This is a genomic window from Caulobacter sp. BE264 (assembly GCF_031457805.1).
Lineage (GTDB): Bacteria > Pseudomonadota > Alphaproteobacteria > Caulobacterales > Caulobacteraceae > Caulobacter.
On the sequence record NZ_JAVDXI010000001.1, the window covers coordinates 574,802 to 598,844 of the forward strand.

At 66.3% G+C, this 24,043-nt stretch carries 18 protein-coding genes and 1 pseudogene; 5 read left to right on the plus strand and 14 right to left on the minus strand.

The window, feature by feature from the left end; translation table 11 throughout:
- Positions 1-9 precede the first annotated feature (9 nt).
- Complete coding sequence (purN, locus tag J2X45_RS02825; RefSeq protein ID WP_310211056.1) at positions 10-612, minus strand: phosphoribosylglycinamide formyltransferase; 603 nt, start codon at positions 610-612, stop codon at positions 10-12.
- Complete coding sequence (purM, locus tag J2X45_RS02830; RefSeq protein ID WP_310211059.1) at positions 612-1,637, minus strand: phosphoribosylformylglycinamidine cyclo-ligase; 1,026 nt, start codon at positions 1,635-1,637, stop codon at positions 612-614. Before purM ends, purN begins: the two co-directional genes overlap by 1 nt.
- A gap of 125 nt (positions 1,638-1,762) precedes the next feature.
- On the opposite strand from purM, the gene rnd reads away from it, so the two are divergent.
- Both rnd and J2X45_RS02840 read left to right on the plus strand, forming a co-directional pair.
- The gene (gene rnd / locus J2X45_RS02835) at positions 1,763-2,932 is read left to right on the plus strand and encodes a ribonuclease D (RefSeq protein ID WP_310211062.1); all 1,170 of its coding nucleotides are present in this window, start codon (positions 1,763-1,765) and stop codon (positions 2,930-2,932) included.
- Positions 2,933-3,048: 116 nt separating this feature from the next.
- The gene (locus tag J2X45_RS02840; protein WP_310211064.1) at positions 3,049-4,344 is read left to right on the plus strand and encodes a serine hydrolase domain-containing protein; all 1,296 of its coding nucleotides are present in this window, start codon (positions 3,049-3,051) and stop codon (positions 4,342-4,344) included.
- 32 nt (positions 4,345-4,376) lie between these two features.
- Here the strand turns inward: J2X45_RS02840 and J2X45_RS02845 are convergent, their stop codons facing one another.
- Positions 4,377-4,646 (minus strand): hypothetical protein, encoded by a 270-nt coding sequence (locus J2X45_RS02845; RefSeq protein WP_310211067.1) that lies wholly within the window; start codon positions 4,644-4,646, stop codon positions 4,377-4,379.
- A 156-nt stretch (positions 4,647-4,802) separates the two neighbouring features.
- On the minus strand, positions 4,803-6,302 hold the full coding sequence (locus tag J2X45_RS02850) for a Ppx/GppA phosphatase family protein (protein ID WP_310211070.1): 1,500 nt from the start codon (positions 6,300-6,302) through the stop codon (positions 4,803-4,805).
- Positions 6,303-6,491: 189 nt separating this feature from the next.
- Here J2X45_RS02850 and J2X45_RS02855 point away from each other — a divergent pair, with 189 nt between their 5' ends.
- Positions 6,492-7,463, plus strand: coding sequence for a choline/ethanolamine kinase family protein (locus J2X45_RS02855; RefSeq protein ID WP_310211073.1), 972 nt, complete (start codon positions 6,492-6,494; stop codon positions 7,461-7,463).
- Here the strand turns inward: J2X45_RS02855 and J2X45_RS02860 are convergent.
- From J2X45_RS02860 to J2X45_RS02875, 4 genes are all read right to left on the minus strand, one after another.
- The gene (locus J2X45_RS02860) at positions 7,460-7,855 is read right to left on the minus strand and encodes a hypothetical protein (RefSeq protein ID WP_310211076.1); all 396 of its coding nucleotides are present in this window, start codon (positions 7,853-7,855) and stop codon (positions 7,460-7,462) included. The genes J2X45_RS02855 and J2X45_RS02860 overlap by 4 nt on opposite strands.
- Positions 7,852-10,062, minus strand: coding sequence for an RNA degradosome polyphosphate kinase (locus tag J2X45_RS02865; protein WP_310211078.1), 2,211 nt, complete (start codon positions 10,060-10,062; stop codon positions 7,852-7,854). The genes J2X45_RS02860 and J2X45_RS02865 overlap by 4 nt, the downstream gene beginning before the upstream one ends.
- Before the next feature lie 256 nt (positions 10,063-10,318).
- Positions 10,319-11,014 (minus strand): chromosomal replication initiator DnaA, encoded by a 696-nt coding sequence (locus J2X45_RS02870; RefSeq protein WP_310211080.1) that lies wholly within the window; start codon positions 11,012-11,014, stop codon positions 10,319-10,321.
- Positions 11,015-11,136: 122 nt separating this feature from the next.
- Positions 11,137-11,643 (minus strand): hypothetical protein, encoded by a 507-nt coding sequence (locus J2X45_RS02875; RefSeq protein WP_310211083.1) that lies wholly within the window; start codon positions 11,641-11,643, stop codon positions 11,137-11,139.
- A gap of 1,239 nt (positions 11,644-12,882) precedes the next feature.
- Here J2X45_RS02875 and J2X45_RS02880 point away from each other — a divergent pair.
- Entirely contained in the window at positions 12,883-13,623 is a 741-nt protein-coding gene (locus J2X45_RS02880) for an EcsC family protein (RefSeq protein ID WP_310211086.1), read from the plus strand.
- 225 nt (positions 13,624-13,848) lie between these two features.
- On the opposite strand, the pseudogene J2X45_RS20295 reads toward J2X45_RS02880, so the two are convergent.
- The 4 genes and pseudogenes from J2X45_RS20295 to J2X45_RS02905 form a co-directional block, all read right to left on the minus strand.
- Positions 13,849-14,161: pseudogene (locus tag J2X45_RS20295) on the minus strand (hypothetical protein).
- 233 nt (positions 14,162-14,394) lie between these two features.
- A complete protein-coding gene (gene parE / locus J2X45_RS02895) occupies positions 14,395-16,488 on the minus strand; it encodes a DNA topoisomerase IV subunit B (protein WP_310211089.1) in 2,094 nt (697 codons plus the stop codon).
- 201 nt (positions 16,489-16,689) lie between these two features.
- Positions 16,690-18,042 (minus strand): amidohydrolase family protein, encoded by a 1,353-nt coding sequence (locus J2X45_RS02900; RefSeq protein ID WP_310211092.1) that lies wholly within the window; start codon positions 18,040-18,042, stop codon positions 16,690-16,692.
- The gene (locus J2X45_RS02905) at positions 18,042-19,511 is read right to left on the minus strand and encodes an amidohydrolase (protein WP_310211094.1); all 1,470 of its coding nucleotides are present in this window, start codon (positions 19,509-19,511) and stop codon (positions 18,042-18,044) included. The genes J2X45_RS02900 and J2X45_RS02905 overlap by 1 nt, the downstream gene beginning before the upstream one ends.
- A gap of 162 nt (positions 19,512-19,673) precedes the next feature.
- Here J2X45_RS02905 and J2X45_RS02910 point away from each other — a divergent pair, with 162 nt between their 5' ends.
- Positions 19,674-20,069 carry a putative quinol monooxygenase gene (locus tag J2X45_RS02910; protein WP_310211096.1) on the plus strand — a complete coding sequence of 132 codons (396 nt, stop codon included), beginning with the start codon at positions 19,674-19,676 and terminating at the stop codon, positions 20,067-20,069.
- A gap of 66 nt (positions 20,070-20,135) precedes the next feature.
- Here J2X45_RS02910 and J2X45_RS02915 read toward each other — a convergent pair whose 3' ends face one another.
- A complete protein-coding gene (locus tag J2X45_RS02915) occupies positions 20,136-22,316 on the minus strand; it encodes a TonB-dependent receptor domain-containing protein (protein ID WP_310211099.1) in 2,181 nt (726 codons plus the stop codon).
- A 294-nt stretch (positions 22,317-22,610) separates the two neighbouring features.
- Entirely contained in the window at positions 22,611-24,020 is a 1,410-nt protein-coding gene (glnA, locus tag J2X45_RS02920; RefSeq protein WP_310211102.1) for a type I glutamate--ammonia ligase, read from the minus strand.
- Positions 24,021-24,043: the final 23 nt, after the last annotated feature.

A 24,043-nucleotide genomic window follows, 5' to 3' on the forward strand; every position in this document is an offset into this window, starting at 1 on the left:
AAACGCGCGTCAATCTTGAGGTTTTGCCGCTGAAAGACCGCGACAGAACGTCGCCAGCGTCTCGGCGTAAAGGCGGTGTTCCTGCGCCAGCACGCGGGCGGCGAGGGCATGCTCGTCGTCGTCTGGCAGAATTGGAACACGGGCCTGGCCCAGGATCGGCCCCTCGTCGACGCCGGCCGTGACCAGGTGCACCGTACAGCCGGCCTCGACCTCGCCGGCGGCGATGGCGCGGGCGTGGGTGTCCAGGCCCGGATAGGCGGGCAGCAGGGAGGGATGGATGTTGAGCATCCGGCCCGCCCAGGCGTCCACCAGGAAGGGGGTGAGGATCCGCATGTAGCCAGCCAGGGCGATGACCTCGATCGCGCGGGCGCGCAGGGCCGCGTCGATGGCGCGCTCGTGCGCCTCGCGGTCCTTGCCGAACGGCTTCTGGTCGACGCACAGCGCCTCGACCCCGGCCGCGCCGGCGATCTCGAGGCCCTTGGCGTCGGGCTTGTTGGCCAGCACGAGGGCGATCTCGAACGGGCAGCCGGACGCTTGGGCGGCGCGGACCAGGGCCTCCATGTTGGAGCCCCGACCCGAGATCAGGACGGCGACTTTGGTCTTGGGGCTCATCAGGCCTTGACCAGCTGCCCGCAGATAAAGGCGTCCTCGCCGGCGTTCAGCAGGGCCGCCAGCACCGGCTCGGCGTCGGCCTGAGCCACAATGATGATGAAGCCCACGCCGCAGTTGAAGGTGCGGCGCATCTCGTGTTCGGTGATCCCGCCGGTCTTGGCCAGCCAGTCGAACACGGGCGGCAGGGCCCAGCTGTTCCAGTCGAATTCGGCGGCCAGGCCCTCGGCGATGGCGCGCGGCGGGTTCTCGATCAGGCCGCCGCCAGTGATGTGGGCGCCGCCCTTGACGCGGCCTGACTTGAGCAGCGGCAGCAGCGACTTCACATAGATGCGGGTCGGAGCCATCAGGGCCTCGGCCAGGGTCTTGCCGGCTTCGAAGGGGCAGGGCGCGTCCCAGGCCAGCCCCGAGCGCTCGACGACACGGCGCACCAGCGAATAGCCGTTCGAGTGCGGACCCGAGGAGCCCAGGCCGATGATGATGTCGCCGGCCCGCTGCTGGTCCAGCTTGGGCAGCACCGCGTCGCGATTGACCGCGCCGACCGAGAAGCCGGCCAGGTCGTACTCGCCGTCGGCGTACATGCCCGGCATTTCGGCGGTCTCGCCGCCGACCAGGGCCGAGCCCGAGATCTTGCAGCCCTCGGCGATGCCGGCGACGACGCTCTTGGCGGTCTCGACGTCCAGCTTGCCGGTGGCGAAGTAGTCCAGGAACATCAGCGGCTCGGCGCCCTGCGCCAAGAGGTCGTTGACGCACATGGCCACGAGATCGATGCCGACCGTGGCGTGCATGCCGGTGTCGATGGCGATGCGCAGCTTGGTGCCGACGCCGTCGGTGGTGGTGACCAGCAGCGGATCGTCGTAGCCGGCCGCCTTCAGGTCGAACAGCGCGCCGAAGCCGCCCAGGCTGGCCTCCGCGCCCGGGCGGCGCGTGGCCTTGGCCAAGGGCTTGATGGCGTCCACCAGGGCGTTGCCCGCATCGATATCGACACCCGCCTGGGCGTAGGTCAGGCCGTTCGGCAGATCGCTCATTGGCTCGCTCTGGTCTGTCGGAAGGCGACGGCGCCCTCCGAACTCGCGGAAAATTTGCTTCCCGGCCACGCTTGGCGCGTCTTGACGCTTGCAGACTCGGGGGTGCGCGAGGCTATTAGCAGCGGATGAAGCTGATCACCACCACCGCCGAGTTGGCGGCGTTCTGTAATGGCCTTGCGGGCGAGCCTTTCGTCGCCGTGGACACCGAGTTCATGCGCGAGACGACCTATTGGCCCAAGCTGTGCCTGATCCAGGTAGCGTCCCCCACCCAGGAAGCCGTCATCGACCCGCTGGCCGATGGTATCGATCTGGAGCCGCTGCTGGCCGTGATGCGTGACGAACGCATCCTCAAGGTGTTCCACGCCGCCCGCCAGGACGTCGAAATCTTCAATAACCTGAAGGCGATGCCCAAGCCGCTGTTCGACACGCAAGTGGCCGGCATGGCGGCGGGCTTCGGCGAGCAGATCGCCTATGACGCCCTGGTTCGGCAGATGCTGCGGATCGAGATCGACAAGTCCAGTCGCTTCACCGACTGGGCCCGTCGTCCGCTGACCGAGGCCCAGCTTTCCTACGCCCTGGCCGATGTGACCCACCTGGCCAAGCTGTTCCCGATCCTGCGCGAGCGCCTGGAGACCTCGGGTCGTCTGGCCTGGGTCGAGGAAGAGATGACCGCCATCTCTGATCCGGCCGCCTATGACGTGGACCCGGAGAAGGCCTGGCGTCGCCTCCGCCCACGCAAGACTGCGGCGAAATACCTGGCGGTGTTCAAAGCGGTGGCCGCCTGGCGCGAGCGCACCGCCCAGAACCGGGACCAGCCGCGCGGCCGCATCCTCAAGGACGAGGCGATCGACGAACTGGCCACCCAGACGCCCGGCAGCCTTGAAGCCCTCAACAACCTTCGTGGCGTGCCCAAGGGCTTCGGCGGCAGCAAGTTTGGTCCCGATCTCCTGGCCGCCATCAAGGACGCCCTGGCCGATCCCGAAGGCTACGCCCCCGTCGTCGACAAGCCGGGCCCGCCGCCGCCCCAGAACGCTGGCGCCGTGGTCGAGCTTCTGAAGGTCCTGCTCAAGGCCCGCGCCGAGGAAGCCGGCGTGGCGTCCAAGCTGATCGCCACGGTCTCGGATCTCGAAAAGATCGCCGCCGACGACAACGCCGCGACCCCGGCGCTGGCGGGCTGGCGCCGTGAGGCGTTTGGCTCCGACGCCCTGAAGATCAAGCGGGGCGAGCTGGCGCTGGTGCTGGACGGCGCCCGCGTGCGGGTGGTCGAGGTGCGTCGCGCGCCCAAAAGCGAGTAGTTCTCCCCAAGCCGTGACTGGCCCCCTGGTTGGGCCGAACAGCGAGTCTGCCTAGAAGGGACCGCATCGGGCCTAGCGCCGCGATCCGGTCCCTTTCTGGTTTCAAGAGTAGACGCGTGTTGGACACTGGCGAACAGAGCGACTGGGAGCGGCGGCGGCGCCTGAAATGGCTGGCCGCCGGCGTTGGGGGCCTGGTGCTTGCAGGTCTGATCGCTCTGCCTTTTCTCAAGCGCGCCGCGCCCGCCATCCTGCCGCCGCAGCTTTCCAGCGTCGTGGCGCCGATCCCGGAGGACCCTGCGGACTGGCGTGGTCGGATCGACTATCGCGCCGTTGACGCGCGCTTGAGAGCGATGATGACCGATCGCTCGATGCAGGGCTTGGCCGTGGCCATCGTCGAAGACGGCCGGTTGGCCTTCGTGCATGGCTATGGCTACACCGCCGCTGACAACGCCGAGCGCGTCAGCGCCAAGACAGTGTTTCGCTGGGCGTCGCTGTCCAAGACGGTCGCAGGAACCCTGACCGCACGACTGGCGGCTGACGGCGCGCTATCGCTGCAGGATCCGCTTTCCGTCTTCAACACCAGCCTGAAGCTGCCGGGCGACGCGCAGGTCGGCTTGACGCTGGAGCAACTGCTCGCCCAGCGCACCGGTCTTGGCCGCAACGCCTATGATGGGAGGCTGGAGGACGGCGAGGATCCCACCGTCATTCGCGGCTCGTTCGCGAGCCTAAAGCCGGTCTGCCCGCCGGGGACCTGTCACACCTACCAGAACATCGCATACGACACGATCACCGAGGTCGTCCACGCCCGCACCGGTCTGGACTACGCCGAGGCGGTCAAGCGTCGCCTGTTCGAGCCGCTCGGGATGAAGAACGCAACGTTCGGGGAGGGCGGGCTGAAGTCTTCGGCCCATTGGGCCAAGCCGTCGCGGCACGGTCGCGCGCTGCCGTTCTCAGACGCCTATTATCATGTCCCCGCCGCCGCCGGCGTGAACTCCACGATCGTGGATCTCGCCATCTGGATGCAGGCGCAGATGGGCTTGCGCCCTGACGTGCTCTCGACCGGCGTATTGGGCGAGGTGCAGCGCTCTCGTGTGGGAACGGGGAGGCCCTATGGACGGCTCAACATCGCGCGCGAGCTGAAAGGGCCGGGCTACGGCCTGGGCATGCGCAGCTTCACCTATCGCGGCCACGACCTTGTGGGGCATAGCGGCGGCGTGGCGGGATATCGCTCGACGATGATGTTCGAACCGGCGACACGGACCGGGATTGTCATGCTCTGGAACAGCGACGCCAACCTGCCGTTCCGCTATCAGGCCGAGTTCTTTGACCGCGTCTACGGGCTGCCCTTCACCGACTTTCTCGAGCTGGATCGGGGCGATCCCATCCCGAGCGGCTCGGAGCTGGCGGACTAGCCAAAGCAGACGCGGTCAGGAAACGCGGCGGATCAATGGGCGAATTGCGCCAGAGCTCCGCCAGCGGCGAGGCCAAGAGCGCAGAAAACGCCGAGGTGGAAGACCACGCCAATCGCCACCGTGCGGCGGACCGACCATGTGCTTTCCTGGGCGAAGACGCGGCCCAGTTCAGATTGCAGGGTGCGCGCGGCGCTGGTCACGGGCGCGTCGTGGTCGTTGGCCACTCGGAGTTCGGGGCGCTTGCGAGCGGCCGGAGCCGGAGCGATCGCGTCGAGATAGTCGAACTTACGCTGCAACATCACTGACCTCCACATTTGTTGTTGGAGGAAGGTTGCGCGAGACAGGGCTAACAAACTGTGCTCATCGCACACGTTTTCGCTGCGTCAACTTGTCATTTTCCCCGTATTGGGGAAGTTCAGATCGGATTAATCATGATCGGAACTGGCCAATACCTGGATTTACGCCGTGATAATCTTCGGTTTCAGTCCAAGATGTTGGGCGGCCGTGCTGGCGCGCTTATGAGTTTGTTCACCAAGAAGAAGATTTGCAAAGCCCGGCTCGGCGGCCAGGATCAGGTTGTGCTTGTCCAGGCTGAGCCGAGAATGGGCCAGCAGGCTGGGGCTGCGGCCTGAGAGGTCGCAGGCCAGGCGGATCGTCGCCCCCAGGGCCCGCGCGCGCTTCAGTTGCACCGGGCTTAACAGCCGTTCCAACGTCTGAAGTTCAGGCGGATGGAAGTTGGTGGCGTGTCGGGCGTGGGCGGCGGCTGCGAGGAAGCAGCGCTCGGCGTGGCCCTGGCCGGCGATCGGGGCGCGCAGCACCTGCTCGAATACCAGATCGGCACGATGATCGGGGTGCAGGCGTACGCCCATATCGGCCAGGCGGCAGGCGGCCGAGATCAGCACGGCGTCGCGATCTTCGAACAAGGCGGGCAGTTGGCTGAAGGCCGGCGCGATCCAGGCGTCCAGAGCCTGGCCAAGGTCGTCGGCGACGCCCTGGCGATGGCCAAGCGCCCAGCAGCCTTCGATCAGCGGATCCAGTCCCCGCACGCGGGGCGGCATGGCTTCGAACAGCAAGCCCTCGCGCACGCCGTAGGCCGAGATCTCGATGCGCTTGAGATGGAGCTGCTCGATCAGCGCCTCCAGCACGATGGCGGCGTAGGGCAGGGTCTCCGAGCGCTTCTTGCTCATGCCCTCGATACGCTCCAGCGAGCTCTTGGACTGGTGGGCGACAAGTCGCGCGGCGTCCAGCGCTTCGCTTGCGCTGATCTTGTACTGATGGACGACGTGCAGCGGATAGCCCGACAGGCGCATGTGCAGCAGGGCCAGGTTCCGCCAGGCGCCGCCGACGGCATGGAAGGTGTCCGTGCGGAAGTCAGCGGCGACCGCCGCCAGCCGTTCGTGGACCAGTCGGCGGACGCGCTCGGCGTCAAAGCCGTTGGCGGTTCCCCCCGGGCCCGCCAGACTGAAGGGCCCGAGCGGCAGGGTGACGCCACGACCCGCGCCGGTCTCCGACAGGTGGACCAGTTCAAGGCTCGCGCCGCCGAGGTCGCCGACCACGCCGGCGGCGTCGGGCGCGCCGGCCAGCACGCCAACGGCGGCGTAGTGCGCCTCCTCCTCACCGGACAGAACACGGACATTGAAACCGGTCTCTTCCCGCACACGGGTGATGAAGTCCGGGCCGTCCTCCGCCTCGCGCGCTGCGGCGGTGGCGACGACAAAGGTCTCGGCGGGATTCACCGCCTCCAGCACGGCGCGGAAGCGCTTCAAGGCCTGCAGGGTCTGGACGACGCCCTCGGGCGCCAGGCGGCCTGTCTTGGCGAGATCGCGGCCAAGGCCGGCCAGCACCTTCTCGTTGAACACGGTCCAGATGGCGCGGCCCTCCAGCCGGTACACCACCAGGCGGACCGAGTTGGAGCCGATATCGATGACAGCCGCGTCGCGCGGGGCCTGGAAGGGCATGGGCGTCCTTTAGCCTATTCCCCGGCGGGGGAAAGCGGGACCGATCGTCTCGTGACGAATTTCCATGGGGATGAGCGCGCGCATGAGGCGCCGGAACACCCAGGGGCCGCATGGCCTCAAAATATTACCCGGACAATATTGACTCATATTCTATCCGGGTAAATAACGCGCCCCCAACGGAGACGCACGATGACCCAGCGAACCAACGACCATCCCGCTGTACGAAGGGGCCTCGAAACGGCCTTCGGGACCGCGCGCCTCGACGCTTGCCGACCCCTGTCCGGCGGGCTTTCCGGGGCGCTGCTATTCAGGATCCGGGTGGGCGGGATCGACTACTTGCTGCGGATCGAGCCGGCGCGCGACGCGCTGCGCGACCCGCATCGCGGCTATCGGTGCCTGGCCCTGGCGTCGGAGGCCTGCCTGGCGCCGCGCGTCCGCTTCGCCGATCCTGAGGCGGGAGTGCTGATCACCGACTTCATCGAGACCGCAGACCTTCGGCTTGCGCAACGCGAGCCGCTGGCGGTCGAACTGGGCCAGGCGTTGCGGGCCCTGCATGCGATCCCGGACTTTCCGCTGCTGGTCGACTATCTGGACGCCCTGGCCGAACGGGTCGGGCGCGCCGCGCGCAGCGGCGTGCTGCCCAGAGGCGCGTTCGCCGCCTGGCCCGCGCTCTATGCGGCGTGCAGCAAGCTTCAGCCGCAACTGGTCGCCAGTCACAACGACCTCAATCCCGGCAATATTCTCGACGACGGCCGGCGTCTTTGGTTGATCGACTGGGAGGCGGCGTTCCGGGCCGACCGCTATGTGGACCTGGCGGCCGCAGCCAATGTCTATGCAACGGAGGCGGAGGCCGAAGCGCGGTTGCTGGCGGCCTATTTCGGGCGACCGGCGGAACCTGGCGAGCGCGCGCGGCTGTATCTGTTCCGGCAGGTCAACCACATCTTCCACGCCGCGATCTTCGCCGCAGGGCTGGCCGGGCAGGCGCGGGCGGCGAGCCTGGACGGGCCGTCGCTCGACGCGATCCATCAGCGCGTAGCCGCCGGCGAGCCGGTGTTCGCCACGCCCCAGGGGCGGTTGGACTACGCCCTGGCGCGGTTGCGGACGGCGACGGCCAACATCGAGAGCGCCGCCTTCGCCAAGGCGGCCGCGGAGGCCGCCTAGCGGTTGATCCGGCAGGCCACGGTGCGCCAGCCGTTGGCCTCGCGCCGGTGGTAGCAGGTGCCGTAGGCGAGCTGGTGGCCGTCGGCGCGCGGACCGCCCTTGGTCAGGGCCCAGGGAGCGGGGCCGAGCAGCAGCATGTCGGTGCTCTTGGCGCTGGGACCGCAGGGGCCCCACCAGCGCACGCCGTAGCCGCCGGCGATCCCGGGGCCGTAGACCTCGGCCGTGGCCTGGGCGAGTTTCTCCAGGCCCGGCGGCGGGGCGCCGAACCGGTCGAAGCCGGGGCGAGCGGGCAGGGCCTGGATCGCGCAGATCGCCTCGCGCCGCTCGCCTTTCGGCGCGCAGCCGGCGAGGACGGGAACCAGCAGCAGGACGGCGAGGGCGGCGCGCCTCACCGCTTGGGCTTGGGGCCCACGTGATCGAAGGCGCGCGGCAGATCGCGGGCCCCGTGACCGCGTCCCGACAGGCTGGGATTGGTCATGAAGTAGTCGTGCGCCGAGAACGCCCCCTTCGTCTTCCAGGCCGGATCGCGGGCGTAGTCGCCTTCGCTGTCCAGCTTCCAGCTCTGGGCCTCGTCGTTGAGGTTGGCGACCATGATCTGGTCCAGCACCTGCTGGTGGACGGTCGGGTTCTCGATCGGCACCAGGCTCTCGACCCGGCGGTCGAGATTGCGCGGCATCCAGTCGGCCGAGCTCATATAGAGCCGCGTCTGGGCGCTGGGCATCGGCGCGCCATTGGCGAAGGCCACGATGCGCGAGTGCTCCAGGAACCGGCCGACGATCGACTTGACCCGGATGTTCTCCGACAGGCCCTTGATGCCCGGCCGCAGGCAGCAGATGCCGCGCACCACCAGGTCGATCTGCACGCCCGCCTGGCTGGCCGCATAGAGGGCGTCGATGATCTGCGGATCCACGACCGCGTTCATCTTGGCCCAGATCCCGGCCGGACGGCCCGCGCGCGCCGCCTCGGCCTCCAGGGCGATCATCCGCAGGAGATCGGGCTTCAGCGTCTGGGGCGAAAACGACAGCTTCTCCAGCCGTCCGGGCTGGGCGTAGCCGGTGATGAAGTTGAACAGCTTGCCGCCGTCGCGCCCCAGGGCCGGGTCGCAGGTGAACAGCGAAAGGTCGGTGTAAACCCTGGCCGTCTGCGGGTGATAGTTGCCGGTGCCGAAGTGGCAGTAGGTGCGCAGGGCCTCGCCCTCGCGGCGCACCACCACCGACAGCTTGGCGTGGGTCTTCCAGTCGACGAAGCCGAACACCACGTGGACGCCCGCCCGCTCCAGGTCGCGCGCCCACTTGAGGTTATTCTCCTCGTCGAAGCGGGCCTTGATCTCGACCAGCGCCGTGACGTTCTTGCCGTTGTCGGCCGCCTCGATCAGGGCCGCCACGATCGGGCTGTCCTTGGAGGTGCGATACAGGGTCTGCTTGATCGCCAGCACGTTGGGATCGCGCGCGGCCTGACGCAGGAACTGCACCACCACGTCGAAGCTCTCGAACGGGTGGTGAACGAGAATGTCCTTCTCGCGGATCGCCGCGAAGCAGTCGCCGCCGTGGTCGCGGATGCGCTCGGGGAAGCGGGCGTTGAAGGGCGGGAACTTCAGGTCCGGACGGTCCGGCGGGATCAGCTCGGACATCTGGGCCAAACCCAGCTTGCCGTCGACCAGCACCACGTCCTCGGGCTCGGCGCGCAGGCCCTCGATGATGAACGCGCGCAGATCGGCCGGCATGGTGGTTTGGATCTTGACCCGCACCACCTGGCCCAGACGCCGCTTCTTCAGCCGCGCCTCGAACTCGCGCACCAGGTCTTCGGCCTCTTCCTCGATTTCGAGATCGCTGTCGCGGATCAGGCGGAACAGACCCCGGCCCTCGACCTCGTAGCCGGGGAACAGGTGGTCCAGGAACAGGATGATGAAGCTTTCCAGCGCCACGATCTTGCGCTGGCGCTTCTTGCCGCGCGAGACCACCGAGCTGAGCTCCCAGAACCGGCGCACCTGCGAGGGGATCGGGGCCAGGGCGTAGAGGTGCTTGTCGTCGGCGATGCGCCGCAGCTTCAGCGCCAGGCAGAAGCCCAGGTTCGGGATGAACGGGAACGGGTGGGCCGGATCGATCGCCAGCGGCGTCAGCACCGGGAAGATCTGATTGCGGAAGATCTCCTCGGCGCGGACCTTGTCCTCGCCCTCGATGTCCTTGGCGTCGAGGAGCTTGAGCCCCTCGTCCCACAGCTCGGTGCGCACCTGGCGCCAGATCTTCTGCTGCTCGGCCATCAGCTCGAAGGCCGAGGCGTTGATGCGGGTCAGTTGCTCGCTGGGGATCAGGCCGTCCTGGCTGACCACCCGCACGCCTTCGCGCACCTGACCCTTCAGGCCGGCCACGCGCACCATGTAGAATTCGTCGAGGTTGTTGGCGCTGATCGACAGGAACCGCAGCCGCTCCAGCAGCGGGTGGCGCGGATTGCCGCTCTCCTCCAGCACCCGCTGGTTGAAGGCCAGCCACGACAGTTCGCGGTTGAAGAACCGCTCGGGCGAGGCCATCAGCTCGGCGTCGAGCGACAGGGCGTCAGCGGGGACTTCGGCGTTGGCGGCGATCGGCAGGGCTTCGGTCATGTCATCTATATAGGCGAACTTTGTTCGTTCATGGTGAACGAGACAAGTGACGCGGTGACGACAGGAGAAAATGAATCCCTCTCTCTTTGAGAGAGGGAGGGGCCCGCGCCACAGGCGCGGGAGGGTGAGTGGTTACAGCCCTTCAAGCCCTGGCGCTGATCGTCATTCGGCGGCGCGAACGCCCGAGACATTCTATCCTCTCACCCTCCCACCGCTGCGCGGCGGGCCCCTCCCTCTCTCGAAGAGAGAGGGATTTTTACCCCTCATCCTCCCCCTCGAACCCCTCCAGCACTTCCCGCGCCAGGGCCTTGTTCAGTTCGCGCCGGCGGGCGGCGGCTTCCTCGTCCAGCAGGTCCGCCGCGGCGATGGCTTCGGCGGCCGAGCGGGGCAGGCGGGCGACGAGGTAGGGATAGAGGTCCGGCTCGGGCTTCAGGAGCCGCTGGGCGAAGGCCCGCCGCAGCACCGCCTCCAGCACCGTATCGTCGGGCTCGTCGAGGGCCGCCACTGACAGGGCGTTCAGCCGCGAGCGCAGGTCCGGCACCGCCGTCTCCCAGGCCAGAGGCGCGACCCGGCCGGTCAGCAGCACGGTCCCGCCGTCCACCCCGGCCATGTTGAGAAGGTGAAACAGCGCCTCGTCGCCCAGCGCGCCGCCCTGCGCCCGGCGGTCGGCGTCCTCGACCAGCACCGGCCGGCCGCGCAGGGGCGCCAGGTCCAGCGGCGCGGCGGCCGGATCGGCGGCGTCCACCACCACGGCCCCGACCTCATCGGCCCAGGCCCGCGCCAGATGCGTCTTGCCGCTTCCCGCCGGCCCGACCAAAGCGAGCCGCCCCTCCGGCCACGCCGGCCAGGCATCGACCCGCGCCACCGCCTCGGCGTTGACCGACGAGACGGCGAAGTCCTCCCGGCCATAGCTGGGGGTGAGGGACAGCGGCAGTCGAAACTGGGTGGACAAGCCCTTGGGGTCCGGCGTGGTGAACGTCAGGGCAAGGATATAGGCCGCTTCGGCGGGGCGGGGGAGGTGGCGGGGCTGGGGATGATGGGGATGGAAGGTTAGTGGGTGTGGATGGGGGCGTGCTATTTGCGCCAGAGTGACCTTGTTTGTTGTATAGCCAAGGTCGCTACGCCCTCCGCAGCCTTTCGGCTTGCTCCATTCTTTATCGCCTTCTTTTCGAGGATACGGCGATAGCGCTTCTCCCAAATAGTACAGAATCCCGTATCGGGAACCTCGAGTATCAGCGCCGGAGAGGTCAAAATACTATATTTTCCACCGGCCGGGGTGCCGGTTTGCAGGTATAGAGCGCGAGTCTGAGCGATGTGGTCAATTGCCTGTGCAAATATCCTGGCATCAAAATTAATTGAGAATTCAATACTTGCTGGATTTATAGCTGTGATGTGAAGGCTAATTATATTGCTGTCATTTATAGCTCTTCCCCACTCTGTCTTTACGTCGCCAAATTCGTAGTGCTTATGATTTAATATGTAATCGGAAACTTCCTTGTGTCCGGTATCGTCGACAACAATATGAGGTATCGGTTTCCCATCCATAACTTTTGGGTTGGACGAAACTCCGTACTGAAACACCGGTATGTTGGTGATTGTCGATTTAAATCTAGGTATTATTTTGGGCATCGGTCTTATCTTGAAGAATTATCGGATCGAAAGACGAAATATTTCCATCTGAGTCGATTGCAATCACGGTTGTTTGCGTGATTGATATCTTGGATAGAATCTCCTTTGGGACTCTAAATCTAACATTTCCGCTATGAATTTGCTTGGCTTCAATCTTAAGGGGCGGCTGGAGAAATCTGTCTTTATTTTCTTCATATATATATGAATCAAACGTAATTGACTGATCCGTTGATCCGCTTTTGTATTTAATTAGATATCTAATATTTTCTATAGATATATTCGAATCTGATGGATTCTTTATGCTTACTGAAAATATATAGTATCGGTGCGGGTCATCTTTTTCGTTCAAGTAATGACCGGACTCGTACCGAATAGAGAATTTCTTCTTTATCCTATCTTCCTTCGCTTTATTAATTGCGAAGGTTCTCGCCGAATAAAAGGCGTTGAGAGCCGAAATCGCGAGAGCAATCCAAGCCGCAATGCAGCTAGCGATAACTGCCCAATTCGGAGGGTCTGGGATGGATGCGGTAGGTGCAGGCAAAAGTGAAATCGCATGTTTAAGCGGTTGACCGATGAACCAAGCTATCGCGAGAGATGTGATATGCAACAGTCATTGCAAGTTGGTCCGGCTGGCGTGATTGCCCGCGTCCTCTCGCGGTCCCATCCTTAAATCTCTCGAAGGCTGCAGCGTGCAGGACTGACCAAGTCAGTCAAGGACCGCCCTCCGGGCGGCCGCGCGGCGGCGACGCGGAGCGTCGTCCTTGAGTGACTTGGACAGCCCTGCGATCGTCTCGCCGTGAGATGTAAGGCGGGCTCCTTCTCGGGCGAGAAGGGGCGGAACTGGGTCCAACCAAACCCCCGACCTCCCCGGCGAACGCCGGGGCCCAGATTCATCCGGATCGGTTTGGGTGGGCGCGCCCTGCGGCCTTGCGAGCGTTTTGGGGGCGGCGGGTTCGATCTGGACCCCGGCGTTCGCCGGGGAGGTCGGCGTTTCCGGAACCCTTCTCCCCTTGCGGGAGAAGCTGGCCCGCGCAGCGGGTCGGATGAGGGGTTTCTCGACGGGTCAGCGGGCGAAGGGGCGGGCGAGGGCGGTGCGGCCCCTCATCCGGCGCTCCGCGCCACCTTCTCCCGCAAGGGGAGAAGGGAAGCCGTGGCCTTCTCCCGCAAGGGGAGAAGGATTATCTCCACCCCATGACCCTCTCCCCCGACCTCCTCGCCTGGCGCGCCGACCTGATCCAGCCGCCGGGGCCGCTCAACGGCCTGGCGCGGGCCGCGCAGCAGCGGATCAACAGGATCATCCCCGAGAAGGTCCACGCCGCCATCACCACGGCCATCGAGGGCATGACGCGGGCGATGCTGACCGGGGCCGACTTCGCGACGGGCTCGCCGCTGCATGACCTGACGCTGGACGAGCGCCGGGCGCGGGCGGCCAAGGCGATCGACGGCTGGAAGAAGACGGCCGCCGTCGAGGGCGGCGTCACCGGGGCCGGGGGCTTCCTGATGGCGGCGGCCGATTTCCCGCTGCTGATGAGCTTCAAGATCAAGCTGTTGTTCGAGATCGCCGCCATCTTCGGCCATGACGGCACGGCGCTGCCCGAGCGGCTCTTTATCCTGCACGTCTTCGAGCTGGCCTTTTCCGACGGCGCGCACCGGGCCGGGGCGCTGGCGGCGCTGGACCACTGGGACTCCAAGCCCCATCCCCAACACCTGGACGACTTCGACTGGCGGGCCTTCCAGCAGCAGTACCGCGACCACATTGACCTGGCCAAACTGGCCCAGTTCCTCCCCGTGGTCGGCGCGCCGCTGGGGGCCATCGTCAACTGGCGCCTGGTCGAGAAACTGGGCCACACCGCCGTGATGGCCTACCGCATGCGGGCCGAGCAGGGGGCCAATCCCCAGATCGGGACGGGCGCTGAAGTCCCTCTCCTTTAGGGAGAGGGAGGGGCCCGCCGCGCATCGGCGGGAGGGTGAGGGGTTACGGTGTCAGCCGTGAAAGCCTCGCCTTTTCAGGTTCTTGTTAGCCGCTACCTGGTCCGGAAGCGGTGAAACCCCTCACCCTCCCAAGCCTTGCTTGGGCCCCTCCCTCTCCCTCTGGGAGAGGGGATTGGTTGGGCGTTTTCGCTGTTTCATCCCCGGCCTGAAAACCTGTCGTAGTCTCTATCCACCTCGTCGCGAGGAAAGGGCGCATGGCCAGCGACCAGTTGCGGCGGCGGGGGGCGGTCGAGCGGGGACAGGTTCGAGGGGGATACTCGAACGGTCCGGGGATCTGGTTGCTGGCCAGACCCGCCCGCCGTCGGCGTGGTTGAGGGCAAAGGGATGTGTCTTAGCCTGGAGTGGCTCGTCCTCCTCGACCGCTGGGACTTTCCGGAAACGGAAGGCCCAGGTCCCGGTAAGGCCTGAACAGGGCCACCTGACGGGACGCTGGCGGATAACGGCTGCGCGGAGCGTTCGGGCTTCGTCGAAACGGTATTTATCAAAGTCTTCCGGACGATGTCCGGCGCTCCGCGTCCCTTTCCAGACCTTCAGCGGGAGACCGCGTGAAGCGGCGGGGGTGTGGGTGGTCAGCGGGCCAAGATCCTCCCCCGCATCGCGGGGGAGGTGGCCCAGAGGGCCGGAGGGGGCGAACTCGGCGCCCGTCCAGATTGCCCCCTCCGTCGCTCCGCGACACCTCCCCCGCATCGCGGGGGAGGAACCGGAGCGCCCCTACAAATCCAGATCCGCCGCCGCGAACTCGGCGTTTTCCTGGATGAACCGGAAGCGCAGTTCGGGCTTGCGGCCCATCAGGGTCTCGACCAGGTCTTCGACGCTTTCCTCGTGGCGGGGCAGGGTCACGCGGGCCAGGGTGCGGCGCTTGGGGTCCATGGTGGTCTCCTTCAGCTGGGAGGCCATCATCTCGCCCAGGCCCTTGAAGCGGCCGATCTCGGGCTTCTTGCCCTTGAACACCGTGGCCAGGAGCTCGTCCTTGTGGGAGTCGTCGCGGGCGTATTCGGACTTGCCGCCGTGGCTGATGCGGTACAGCGGCGGCAGGGCCAGGAACAGGTGCCCCTGGCGGATCACGTCCGGCATGGTGCGGTAGAAGAAGGTGATCAACAGCGAGGCGATGTGGGCGCCGTCGACGTCGGCGTCCGTCATGATGATGATCCGCTCGTAGCGCAGATCCTCCTCGCGGTACTTGGAGCCGGCCTGGGCGCCCAGGGCCAGCATCAGGTCCGACAGCTCCTTGTTGGCGGTGAACTTCTCGCCGCTGGCTGAGGCCACGTTGAGGATCTTGCCGCGCAGGGGCAGGATCGCCTGGAACTTGCGGTCGCGGGCCTGCTTGGCTGAGCCGCCGGCGCTGTCGCCTTCGACGATGAAGAGCTCGGCGCCGTCGACCGCGCTGCCGGCGCAGTCGGCCAGCTTGCCCGGCAGGCGCAGCTTGCGGGTGGCGCTGGCGCGGGAGACCTCCTTGTCCTTGCGGCGCTTGAGGCGTTCCTCGGCCCGCTCGATGACAAACTCCAGCAGGGCCTGGGCGTTCTTGGGGCTGGAGGTCAGCCACAGGTCGAACGGGTCGCGCAGCGCCGCTTCCACGAAGCGCTGGGCCTCGGTGGTGGAGAGCTTTTCCTTGGTCTGGCCCTGGAACTCGGGGTTCTTGATGAACACCGAGATCAGGGCGCCGGCCTGGGCGACGACGTCGTCGGCGGTGATGATCGCGCCGCGCTTCTCGCCCTTGAGCTCGGCATAGGCCTTGAGGCCCCGGGTCAGGGCGGCGCGGAAGCCGCTCTCGTGGGTGCCGCCTTCGGGGGTGGGCACGGTGTTGCAGTACGACTGCATGAAGCCGTCGTGCTCGCCAAAGCCCTGGGGCGTCCAGCTGACGGCCCACTCGACGGCGCCGGCCTCGCCCTGGCGCTCGATGCGGCCCGAGAAGCTCTCGGGCGTGATCGTGGTCAGGCCCTTGGTCCGCTCGGCCAGGAAGTCGGCCAGGCCGTTGGGGAAGTGGAACGTGGCCTCGGGCGGGGTCTGGTCATGGATCCGCGAGGGATCGCAGGACCATTTGATCTGGACGCCGCGGAACAGATAGGCCTTCGAACGGGCCATGCGGTAGAGGCGCGCGGGCTTGAAATTGGTCCCCTCGCCGAAGATCTCGTCGTCGGGCTTGAAGCGCACCATGGTGCCCTTCTTCTTCGACGGCGCGACCTGCTGGATCGGACCCAGCGGCTTGCCGCGGGCGAAGACCTGGAGGTGCTCGAAGCCGTCGCGCCAGACGGTGACCTCGACGCGCTCGGACAGGGCGTTGACGACGCTGGCGCCGACGCCGTGCAGGCCGCCGGAGGTCTCGTAGGCCTTGCCCGTGAACTTACCGCCGGCGTGCAGGACGGTCATGATGACCTCCAGCGCCGACTTGCCGGGGTACTTGGGGTGCGGGTCGACGGGCATGCCGCGACCGTCGTCCTTGACCGACAGGAAGCCGTCGGCGTCGAGCTTGACCTCGATGGTCTTGGCGAAGCCGGCCACGGCCTCGTCCATCGAGTTATCGAGCACTTCGGCGAACAGGTGGTGCAGGGCCCGTTCGTCGGTGCCGCCGATGTACATGCCCGGCCGCTTGCGGACCGGCTCCAAGCCTTCCAGCACCTCGATGTCGGCGGCCGAGTATTCGCCGGGCTTGCCGGCGGGCGCGGCCTTCGACGGCGGGGGCGGCGGGATCGGGCGCGGCGTCGGCTCGACGTGCGGCTCCACGCTGGCCTTGAACGGCGCGGCGGGGACGGGCGCCAGGGCGTCGTCGTCACCAAACAGGGAAGGGGTCTTATCGGAGGAGGACATCAGGGGAAGTCTAGGCGATTCGAACGCGGGGGCCTCGTATGGCGGGCCCGGGATCCCCTGAAAAGAGAAAGTTGGGGACGCCCCCTCCGTCACGAGGCTTCGCCTCGCGCCACCTCCCCCGCTTCGCAAGGGAGGAGGAGAGCTTCCTCCCCCGTAAAACGGGGGAGGTGGCCCGCAGGGCCGGAGGGGGCGCTTTCCCGCCTAGCGATAGGCCGGCGGGTAGCCGCTCTGGTCGCTGGCCGCGTAGCGGGCCTTCAGCTGCTGGTGGCGGCCGTCCTTGGGCTGCTCGACACCGCCGACCAGCACGGCCGTCGGCCAGCTGGTGGTCTCCAGCGGGTCGCCGTTCCAGACGACCACGTCGGCGACCTTGCCGACCTCGAGCGACCCGACCTTGTCGGCTTGGCCCCAGATCTTGGCCGGGACCAGGGTCACGGCGGCCAGAGCGGCCGGATAGGGCAGGCCGTTGGCGACCGCCAAGCCGGCGTTCAGGCGCTCCTGCCGCAGGTTGTTGAAGTCCCGCGAGCCGTTGATCGCCACCGAAACGCCGGCGGCGTGCAGCCTTGCGGCGTTGTCTAGGCGCGAGCCCAGGGTCTCGAAGCTGTCGGGCAAGTCAGCCTGCGGATCCAGGATCACCGGCACGCCGGCCTTGGCGATGTCGCTCGCGACCATCCAGCCTTCCTCGACGCCTTCGAGGACGATCTTGACCTTCTCCTCGGCCGCCAGCTTCAGCGCCTGGCGGATGTCGGCGGCGCGGGAGACGCGGATCAACAGCGGGGTCTTGCCCTGGACGACCGGGATCAGGGCCGCGAGGTCCAGACGCGAGAGGCCAAAGTCGCGGGTGGCGCCCTGCTCGAACGCCGCGCGGCGGTTGGCGAACGCCCGGGCGTCCTCCAGGGCCGAGCGGATCAAGATCAGGTTGGCGCCCCGCGAGCCGCCGGCCGACCGCGCGCCGCTTTCGCCCAGCGAGACGGTGACGGCCAGCTTGGAGGCCTCGACGATGTCCGGGCTGCCGGCCTTCAGGCGGATGAACGCCGCCTGGCCGCCGAACAGCGGCGGGTCGCCGTCGCCGTGGGCGCCGGCGGTCATTTCCTCGACCACGCCGTCGTCGGCGTGCTCGTGAGCGCCGCCGCCGGTTCCGGACAGCACGGGGGTGACCGCCGAGCTGGTGATCCCGCCGTCACGGGCCAGGCCCAGGAAGGTCGAGGCCGGGTTGATGGCGTAGCTGATGTCGAAAGCGGCGGAGAGCGCGCTGCCGGTGCCGTCATCGCGGGTCTCGCGCACGCCGCTGATCTCGGACGCGCCGAGGTTCGAGGAGGGTGCGATCAGGCCAGGGGTGACGACCCCGCCCTTGGCGTCGATAACGCGGGCCCCGGTCGGAACCTGGACGCTGGCGCCGAGGGCGGCGATCTTGCCGTCCTTGATCACCAGGGTCCCGCTCGGGATGGCGGCGCTGGAAACCGGCTCGATGCGGGCGTTGACGATGGCGACCGTTTCGGCCGCCGCAGGGAAGGCCAGGGCGCAGGCGGCGCTGGCGAGAAGCAGGGACCGGATCATCAGTTGAACGCTCCTTGGCCGGGTTGGCCGAGCTCGAAATCGGACTTGGGCTGGAAGCGCGGATCCTTGCGGTCGTAGGTCAGCGCGCCGTCGATATAGACCTGCTCGGCCTGGGCGTAGACGCTGAACGGATCGCGGCTCCAGACCACCAGGTCTGCGGCCTTGCCGGGCTCGATCGAGCCGGTCTTGTCGCCGATGCCCATGGCCTTGGCCGGGTTGGCCGTGATCCACTTGATCGCCTCGGCTCGCGGAATGTTGATCCCGAGCTTGGCGCCGGCGGCCATGCCGATCGCAGCCTCCTGGTTCAGGCGCTGGGTCATGATCGCGTCGTCGGAGTGGATCACCACGCAGGCGCCGTTCTTGGCCAGGATCGCCGCGTTGGCGTCGATACCGTCCAGGCTTTCCATCTTGAAGCCGGTCCACGAGGCCCAGGTGGCCGAGCAGATCTCTTCCTTGGCCAGCACGGGCGCGAGCTTGTAGCTCTCGATCGCATGGTGGAACATCGTGATCTTGTAGCCAAACTCCTTGGCGATATCGATCATCACGGCCATTTCGTCGGCGCGGTAGCAGTGGTTCTGCACCAGGATCTCGCCCTTCAGCACGCCGGCCAGGGTTTCCAGCTGCAGGTCGCGCTTGGGCGCGTCGGCCTTTTCGCCCTTCTGCTGCTTGGCGCGGAAATCGTCCCACTTGCGGGCGTAGTCGGCCGCATCGATCCAGGCCCGACGGAAGCCAAAGGCGTTGCCCATCGCAGTCGAGGGATTGCGACCCTTGCCGCCATAGACGCGCTTGGGGTTCTCGCCGCAGGCCATCTTCAGGCCGTAGGGCGCGCCGGGGAACTTCATGCCCTGCATCGTCAGCGACGGGACGTTCTTCAAGGTCACCGACCGGCCGCCGAACAGGTTCGCCGACCCCGGGAGGATCATCAGGGTCGTCACGCCGCCGGCGCGGGCGCGGTTGAAGCCAGGATCCTGCGGCCAAACCGAGTGCTCGGACCAGACCTGAGCGGTGTTGGGGTCCGTGGCTTCGTTGCCGTCCGAGCGCGCCGATACGCCCGGCGACGGATAGACGCCAAGGTGGCTGTGCGCGTCGATGATGCCGGGCGTAATCCACTTGCCCTTGGCGTCGATGACCGCGATGTCCGCCGGGATCGGCGTTTCCGGTCCGCCGACGGACGTGATCTTGCCTTCGGAGACAAACACCACGCCGTTCTCGATCTGCTGGCCGGTCGCCGTCAGCACCGTGGCGCCGACGAACGCGGTCGCGCGGGACGGCAGCGGCTTGTAGGTGGACGGGAAACCTGTGGAGGCCTGTCCGTCCAGGCCCTTGGGCAGCGGCTTGACCTCAGTCTTCTCCGCCGGCTTGGCGGGCGCGGACGCTTTGGCGGGACCGCCGGTCCCGGTCGTCGCGCAGGCCGAGAGGCCCAGCGCGAGCAGGCTGGTGGCCATCGCCACGGAACGCCATCTGATCATGAAAAACCCCGACTCTCGAAGAGGGCGGAAGGACAGACGAAACGAACCGCGTTATCAAGTCGAACGGCGCACATTAGGTCGCCGAACTGAAAAAACTTTGCGCGGCGCCTCGAACCGCGCTCGCTTGTCGGAGGCGAAGCGAGCGCCGCCATAGGAGCGGAAATGAGCGATACGCACATTGGGCGACGGCGCGTCGTCGCGGGCGGCCTGGCGGGCGCCGCGCTTCCGATCGCTTCGCAGACTGTGGAGAGACCCAAGGCCATGTATGGACTGATCGGCCAGATGCTGGCCGCGCCCGGCAAGCGTGACGACCTGTTGGCTATCCTCAGGGAGGGAACGGCCGAAATGCCCGGTTGCCTGAGCTATGTGCTTGCGACCGACCCTGGCAATCCGGAGGCGATCTGGATCACCGAGGTCTGGACCGACAAGGCCGCGCACGCGGCGTCGTTGACCTTGCCGGCTGTCCAAGCCGCGATCGCGAAGGCAAGGCCCATCATCGCGGGTTTCCCGCAACGCTTTGAAACCACGCCCGTCGGCGGCCACGGCTTGAAGGCCTAGCGTCAAACAAAAGAAAAGGCCGCGGATCGCTCCGCGGCCTTCCCCCATCTACCCAGATCTTACGGCTTAGAAGCGCGCGTCGATCGAGACGCCGATCACCCGCGGCTCGTTGACGAACGCGGTCAGGTTGTTGAAGTCGATCGCGCCCTTGATGTTGCTCTCGTTGGTGATGTTGCGAGCAAAGGCCGCGACCTCCCAGCCAGCTTCCTTGTTGGCGTAGCCCAGCTTCAGACCGCCTTCGAAGTCACCCTTCGAGTAGAACTCCTTCGATTCGTAGAGGAACAGGTTCGTGTAGCCCTGCACCTTCCAGTCGGTGAAGGCGAACAGTTCGCCGCTGGCCACGGGGTAGGCGTAGCGCGCGGTAAAGTCGAAGGTGTACTTCGGCGCGTTCGGGAAGGGATTGCCGTTCACCAGCGCGGCGCCCGTGGCGGTCGTCGGGTCGGTCACCGTGCAGGCGGCGCAGGCGGCCACGGCCAGGGTGCTGTCCTTGATCTCGGTGTGAGCGTAGCTGTAGCCAGCGGTGACGACGAAGTTCGGCGTGACCACGAATTCGCTGTCCAGCTCCAGGCCGTAGGCCTCGCCCTTCTTGGCGTTGATCAGGCGGTTGGAGTTGCTGCCGCCGCCGACCGCGCTGAACTGCGGATCGTCGATGGTGTAGGCGAACACCGCGCCGTTCAGGCGAACGCGACGGTCAAAGAGCTCGCTCTTCAGACCCAGCTCGTACGACATGATCGTCTCGGACTTCGCGGCGGAGGCCGGCGAGAAGAAGGCGATGTCGCGGCCCTGGATCGACGGACCGCGGAAGCCCGACGCGACCTTGGCGTAGACGCTGACGTCCTCGTTGACGTTGTAGAACGCCGACAGGTCCCAGCTCACTTGCGAGTCCGACACCGAAACGGGCGCGGCCATGTTCGGGCCCGAGAGCACCTTCATGTCCTTGTCGTCATCGGTGTAGCGAAGGCCGCCGGTCAGCGAGAGCTGATCGCTGACCTTGTACGACGCCTGACCGAAGATGGCCCAGGCGGTGTTCTTCTGCTGAAGCGTGGTGGCCGGGGCGAAGAACGGGTTGGTCTGGATGGCGTACTTCGTGTCGAAGTAGAAGCCGCCGACCTGCCAGCTCAGCGCACCGTCGGTGTTGCTGGCCAGACGGATTTCCTGGGTCCACTGATCCAGTTCCTTGATGCCGTCCTGGGTGTCCGACGGGAACGGAATGAACCCCGGACCGGTCAGGTTGCCGCCGTCGATGTCGCCCCGGCTATAGCCGTGGGTGTTCTCATAGGCGGTGATCGAGGTCAGCTTGGCGACGCCAAAGTCGTAGCCGATGTTCGCCGAGGCGCCGTAGCCCTTGTAGCTCTGCGGGTTATTGGCGCCGGCGTCGAAATAGACGGTGTCGCGGTCGTAGTTCGCGTTGAGCTTGTTGGAGCCCTTGGTCAGGACGTTGGCGCGGAAGACGGCGGCGGTGCCGTCCAGGTCGCGGCCGTGGACGTTGAACAGCGCATCGAGCTTCTCGTTCGGGGTGAACAGCAGCTGCAGACGGCCGGCGCGCTCGTTGAAGCCGCCCATGACGTTCTTCTTCTTCGTGAAGCCATTGTCGATCCAGTCGTCACGGTGCTGGAACAGGACCGAAGCCCGCGCCGCGACCTTGCCTTCCACCAGGGCGCCGCCGACACCGCCGTCGAAGGTGAAGGTGTTGAAGCTGCCGTAGGTCGCCGAGGCGCGGCCCTTCATTTCTTCCGACGGCTTGATCGTGTCGAACTTGACGATGCCGGCCGTGGTGTTGCGGCCGAACAGGGTGCCTTGCGGGCCGCGCAGCACTTCCACGCGGTCCAGGTCATACAGCGGCGAGCTCTTCAGCACGACGTTTTCGAGGACGACTTCGTCCTGGATGATCGACACCGGCTGCGAGGCGGCCAGATCGAAGTCTGCATTGCCGAGGCCACGGATGTAGAAGCGCGGCGCGACGCGGCCGTTCGAGGATTCCGCGTACAGGCCGGGCGCCTTGGCCGACAGGGCCAGGATGTCGTCGCCGGCGGCGAAGGTCGATTGCAGGCGCTCGCCGCTGATGGCGGCCACCGAGACCGGAACGTCTTGCAGGTTTTCGCTGCGCTTCTGGGCGGTGATGATGACTTCGCCCACCTTGGTGTCCTGGGCGAACGCCGCCGGCGCGGCGGCCATCGCCGTGACCAGCGCGGCGGCGCCGCACGAGAGCGTCAGGGCGCGACGAAGGGAGCTATTGAGGCTGTGCATGAGATGTCCTGTCGAGACGCCGCGTCGCCAAGTTGTGATCCAGGCGTTGGCGGCGATTCTGTTTGCGCTGCGATAGGCCAAGTCTCCGCCCTGGGGATATCGCGCATCACGACTTTTCAGGAACTTGGGGGCGATTGCGTCGCCAATGTTGCGAACTTGCGACAATTTTGTTCAGTGGGCGCCTCTTAAGTAATAAGTTGTTCTACCTTTCGAGCTGCGAGCGTTTGCGGCGCAACGAAAAGGGGCCGGAGATCGCTCTCCGGCCCCTTGCCGTTCGTCCTAAGCCTTAAGCGCTTAGCACTTGTAGTACATGTCGAACTCGACCGGGTGCGGGTGCAGTTGCAGGCGCATCACCTCTTCCATCTTCAGCTCGATGTAGCTGTCGATGAAGTCGTCATCCATGACGCCGCCGGCCTTCAGGAAGGCGCGGTCCTTGTCGAGGTTTTCCAGGGCTTCGCGCAGCGAGCCGCAGACTTCCGGGATCTTCTTCTGTTCGCGCGGCGGCAGGTCGTACAGGTTCTTGTCGGCCGGAGCGCCCGGATCGATCTTGTTGATGATGCCGTCCAGGCCGGCCATCAGCAGAGCGACGAAGGTCAGGTACGGGTTGCCCATCGGGTCGGGGAAGCGGGCTTCCAGGCGCTTGGCCTTCGGGCTGTCGACGTGCGGGATGCGGATCGAGGCCGAGCGGTTGCGCGAGCTGTAGGCCAGCTTCACCGGCGCTTCGTAGCCGGGCACCAGACGCTTGTACGAGTTGGTCGTGGAGTTCGAGAACGCGTTGATGGCCTTCGCGTGCTTGATGATGCCGCCGATGTACCACAGGCATTCCTGCGACAGGCCAGCATACTTGTCGCCGGCGAACAGCGGCTTGCCGTCCTGCCAGATCGACTGGTGCACGTGCATGCCCGAGCCGTTGTCGGCGAACATCGGCTTGGCCATGAAGGTGGCGGTCTTGCCGTAGGCGGCCGCGACGTTGTGGATGACATACTTATAAAGCTGCATCCGGTCGGCCATGGTGACCATGGTGTCGAACTTCAGGCCAAGCTCGTGCTGGGCGGGGGCCACCTCGTGGTGGTGCTTCTCCGGCTTCATGCCCAGCTCGCCCATGACGGCCAGCATTTCGCCGCGCAGGTCCTGGCAGCTGTCGACCGGGTTGACCGGGAAGTAGCCGCCCTTCGGCCCCGGGCGATGGCCCATGTTGCCTTCAGCATATTGCTTGTTCGAGTTAACCGGCAGTTCGGTCGAGTCGAACGAATAGCTGGTGTCGTGCGGGGCGGTCGACCAGCGCACGTCGTCGAAGATGAAGAACTCGGCTTCCGGGCCGAAGTAGACGGTGTCGCCCACGCCCGCCGTCTTCAGATAGTTCAGCGCGGCCTTGGCGATCGATCGCGGGTCGCGGTTGTAGGGGGTGCCGGTGTCGGGGTTCACGACGTCGCAGAACAGCGCCAGCGTGGTCTGCTGGTAGAACGGGTCGATGATCGCGCTCGACAGGTCGGGGCGCAGCTTCATGTCCGACTCGTTGATGGCCTTCCAGCCGGCGATCGACGAGCCGTCGAACATGGTGCCGTCGTTCAGGAAGTCGTCGTCGACCAGATCAATGTCGAAGGTCACGTGCTGCATCTTGCCGCGCACGTCCGTGAAGCGGACGTCGACGTACTTCACGTCCTTTTCCTTGATCAGGTTCAGGATGTCCTTGGCGGTGCTCATTCCGTATCCCCTTGTAGAACTCT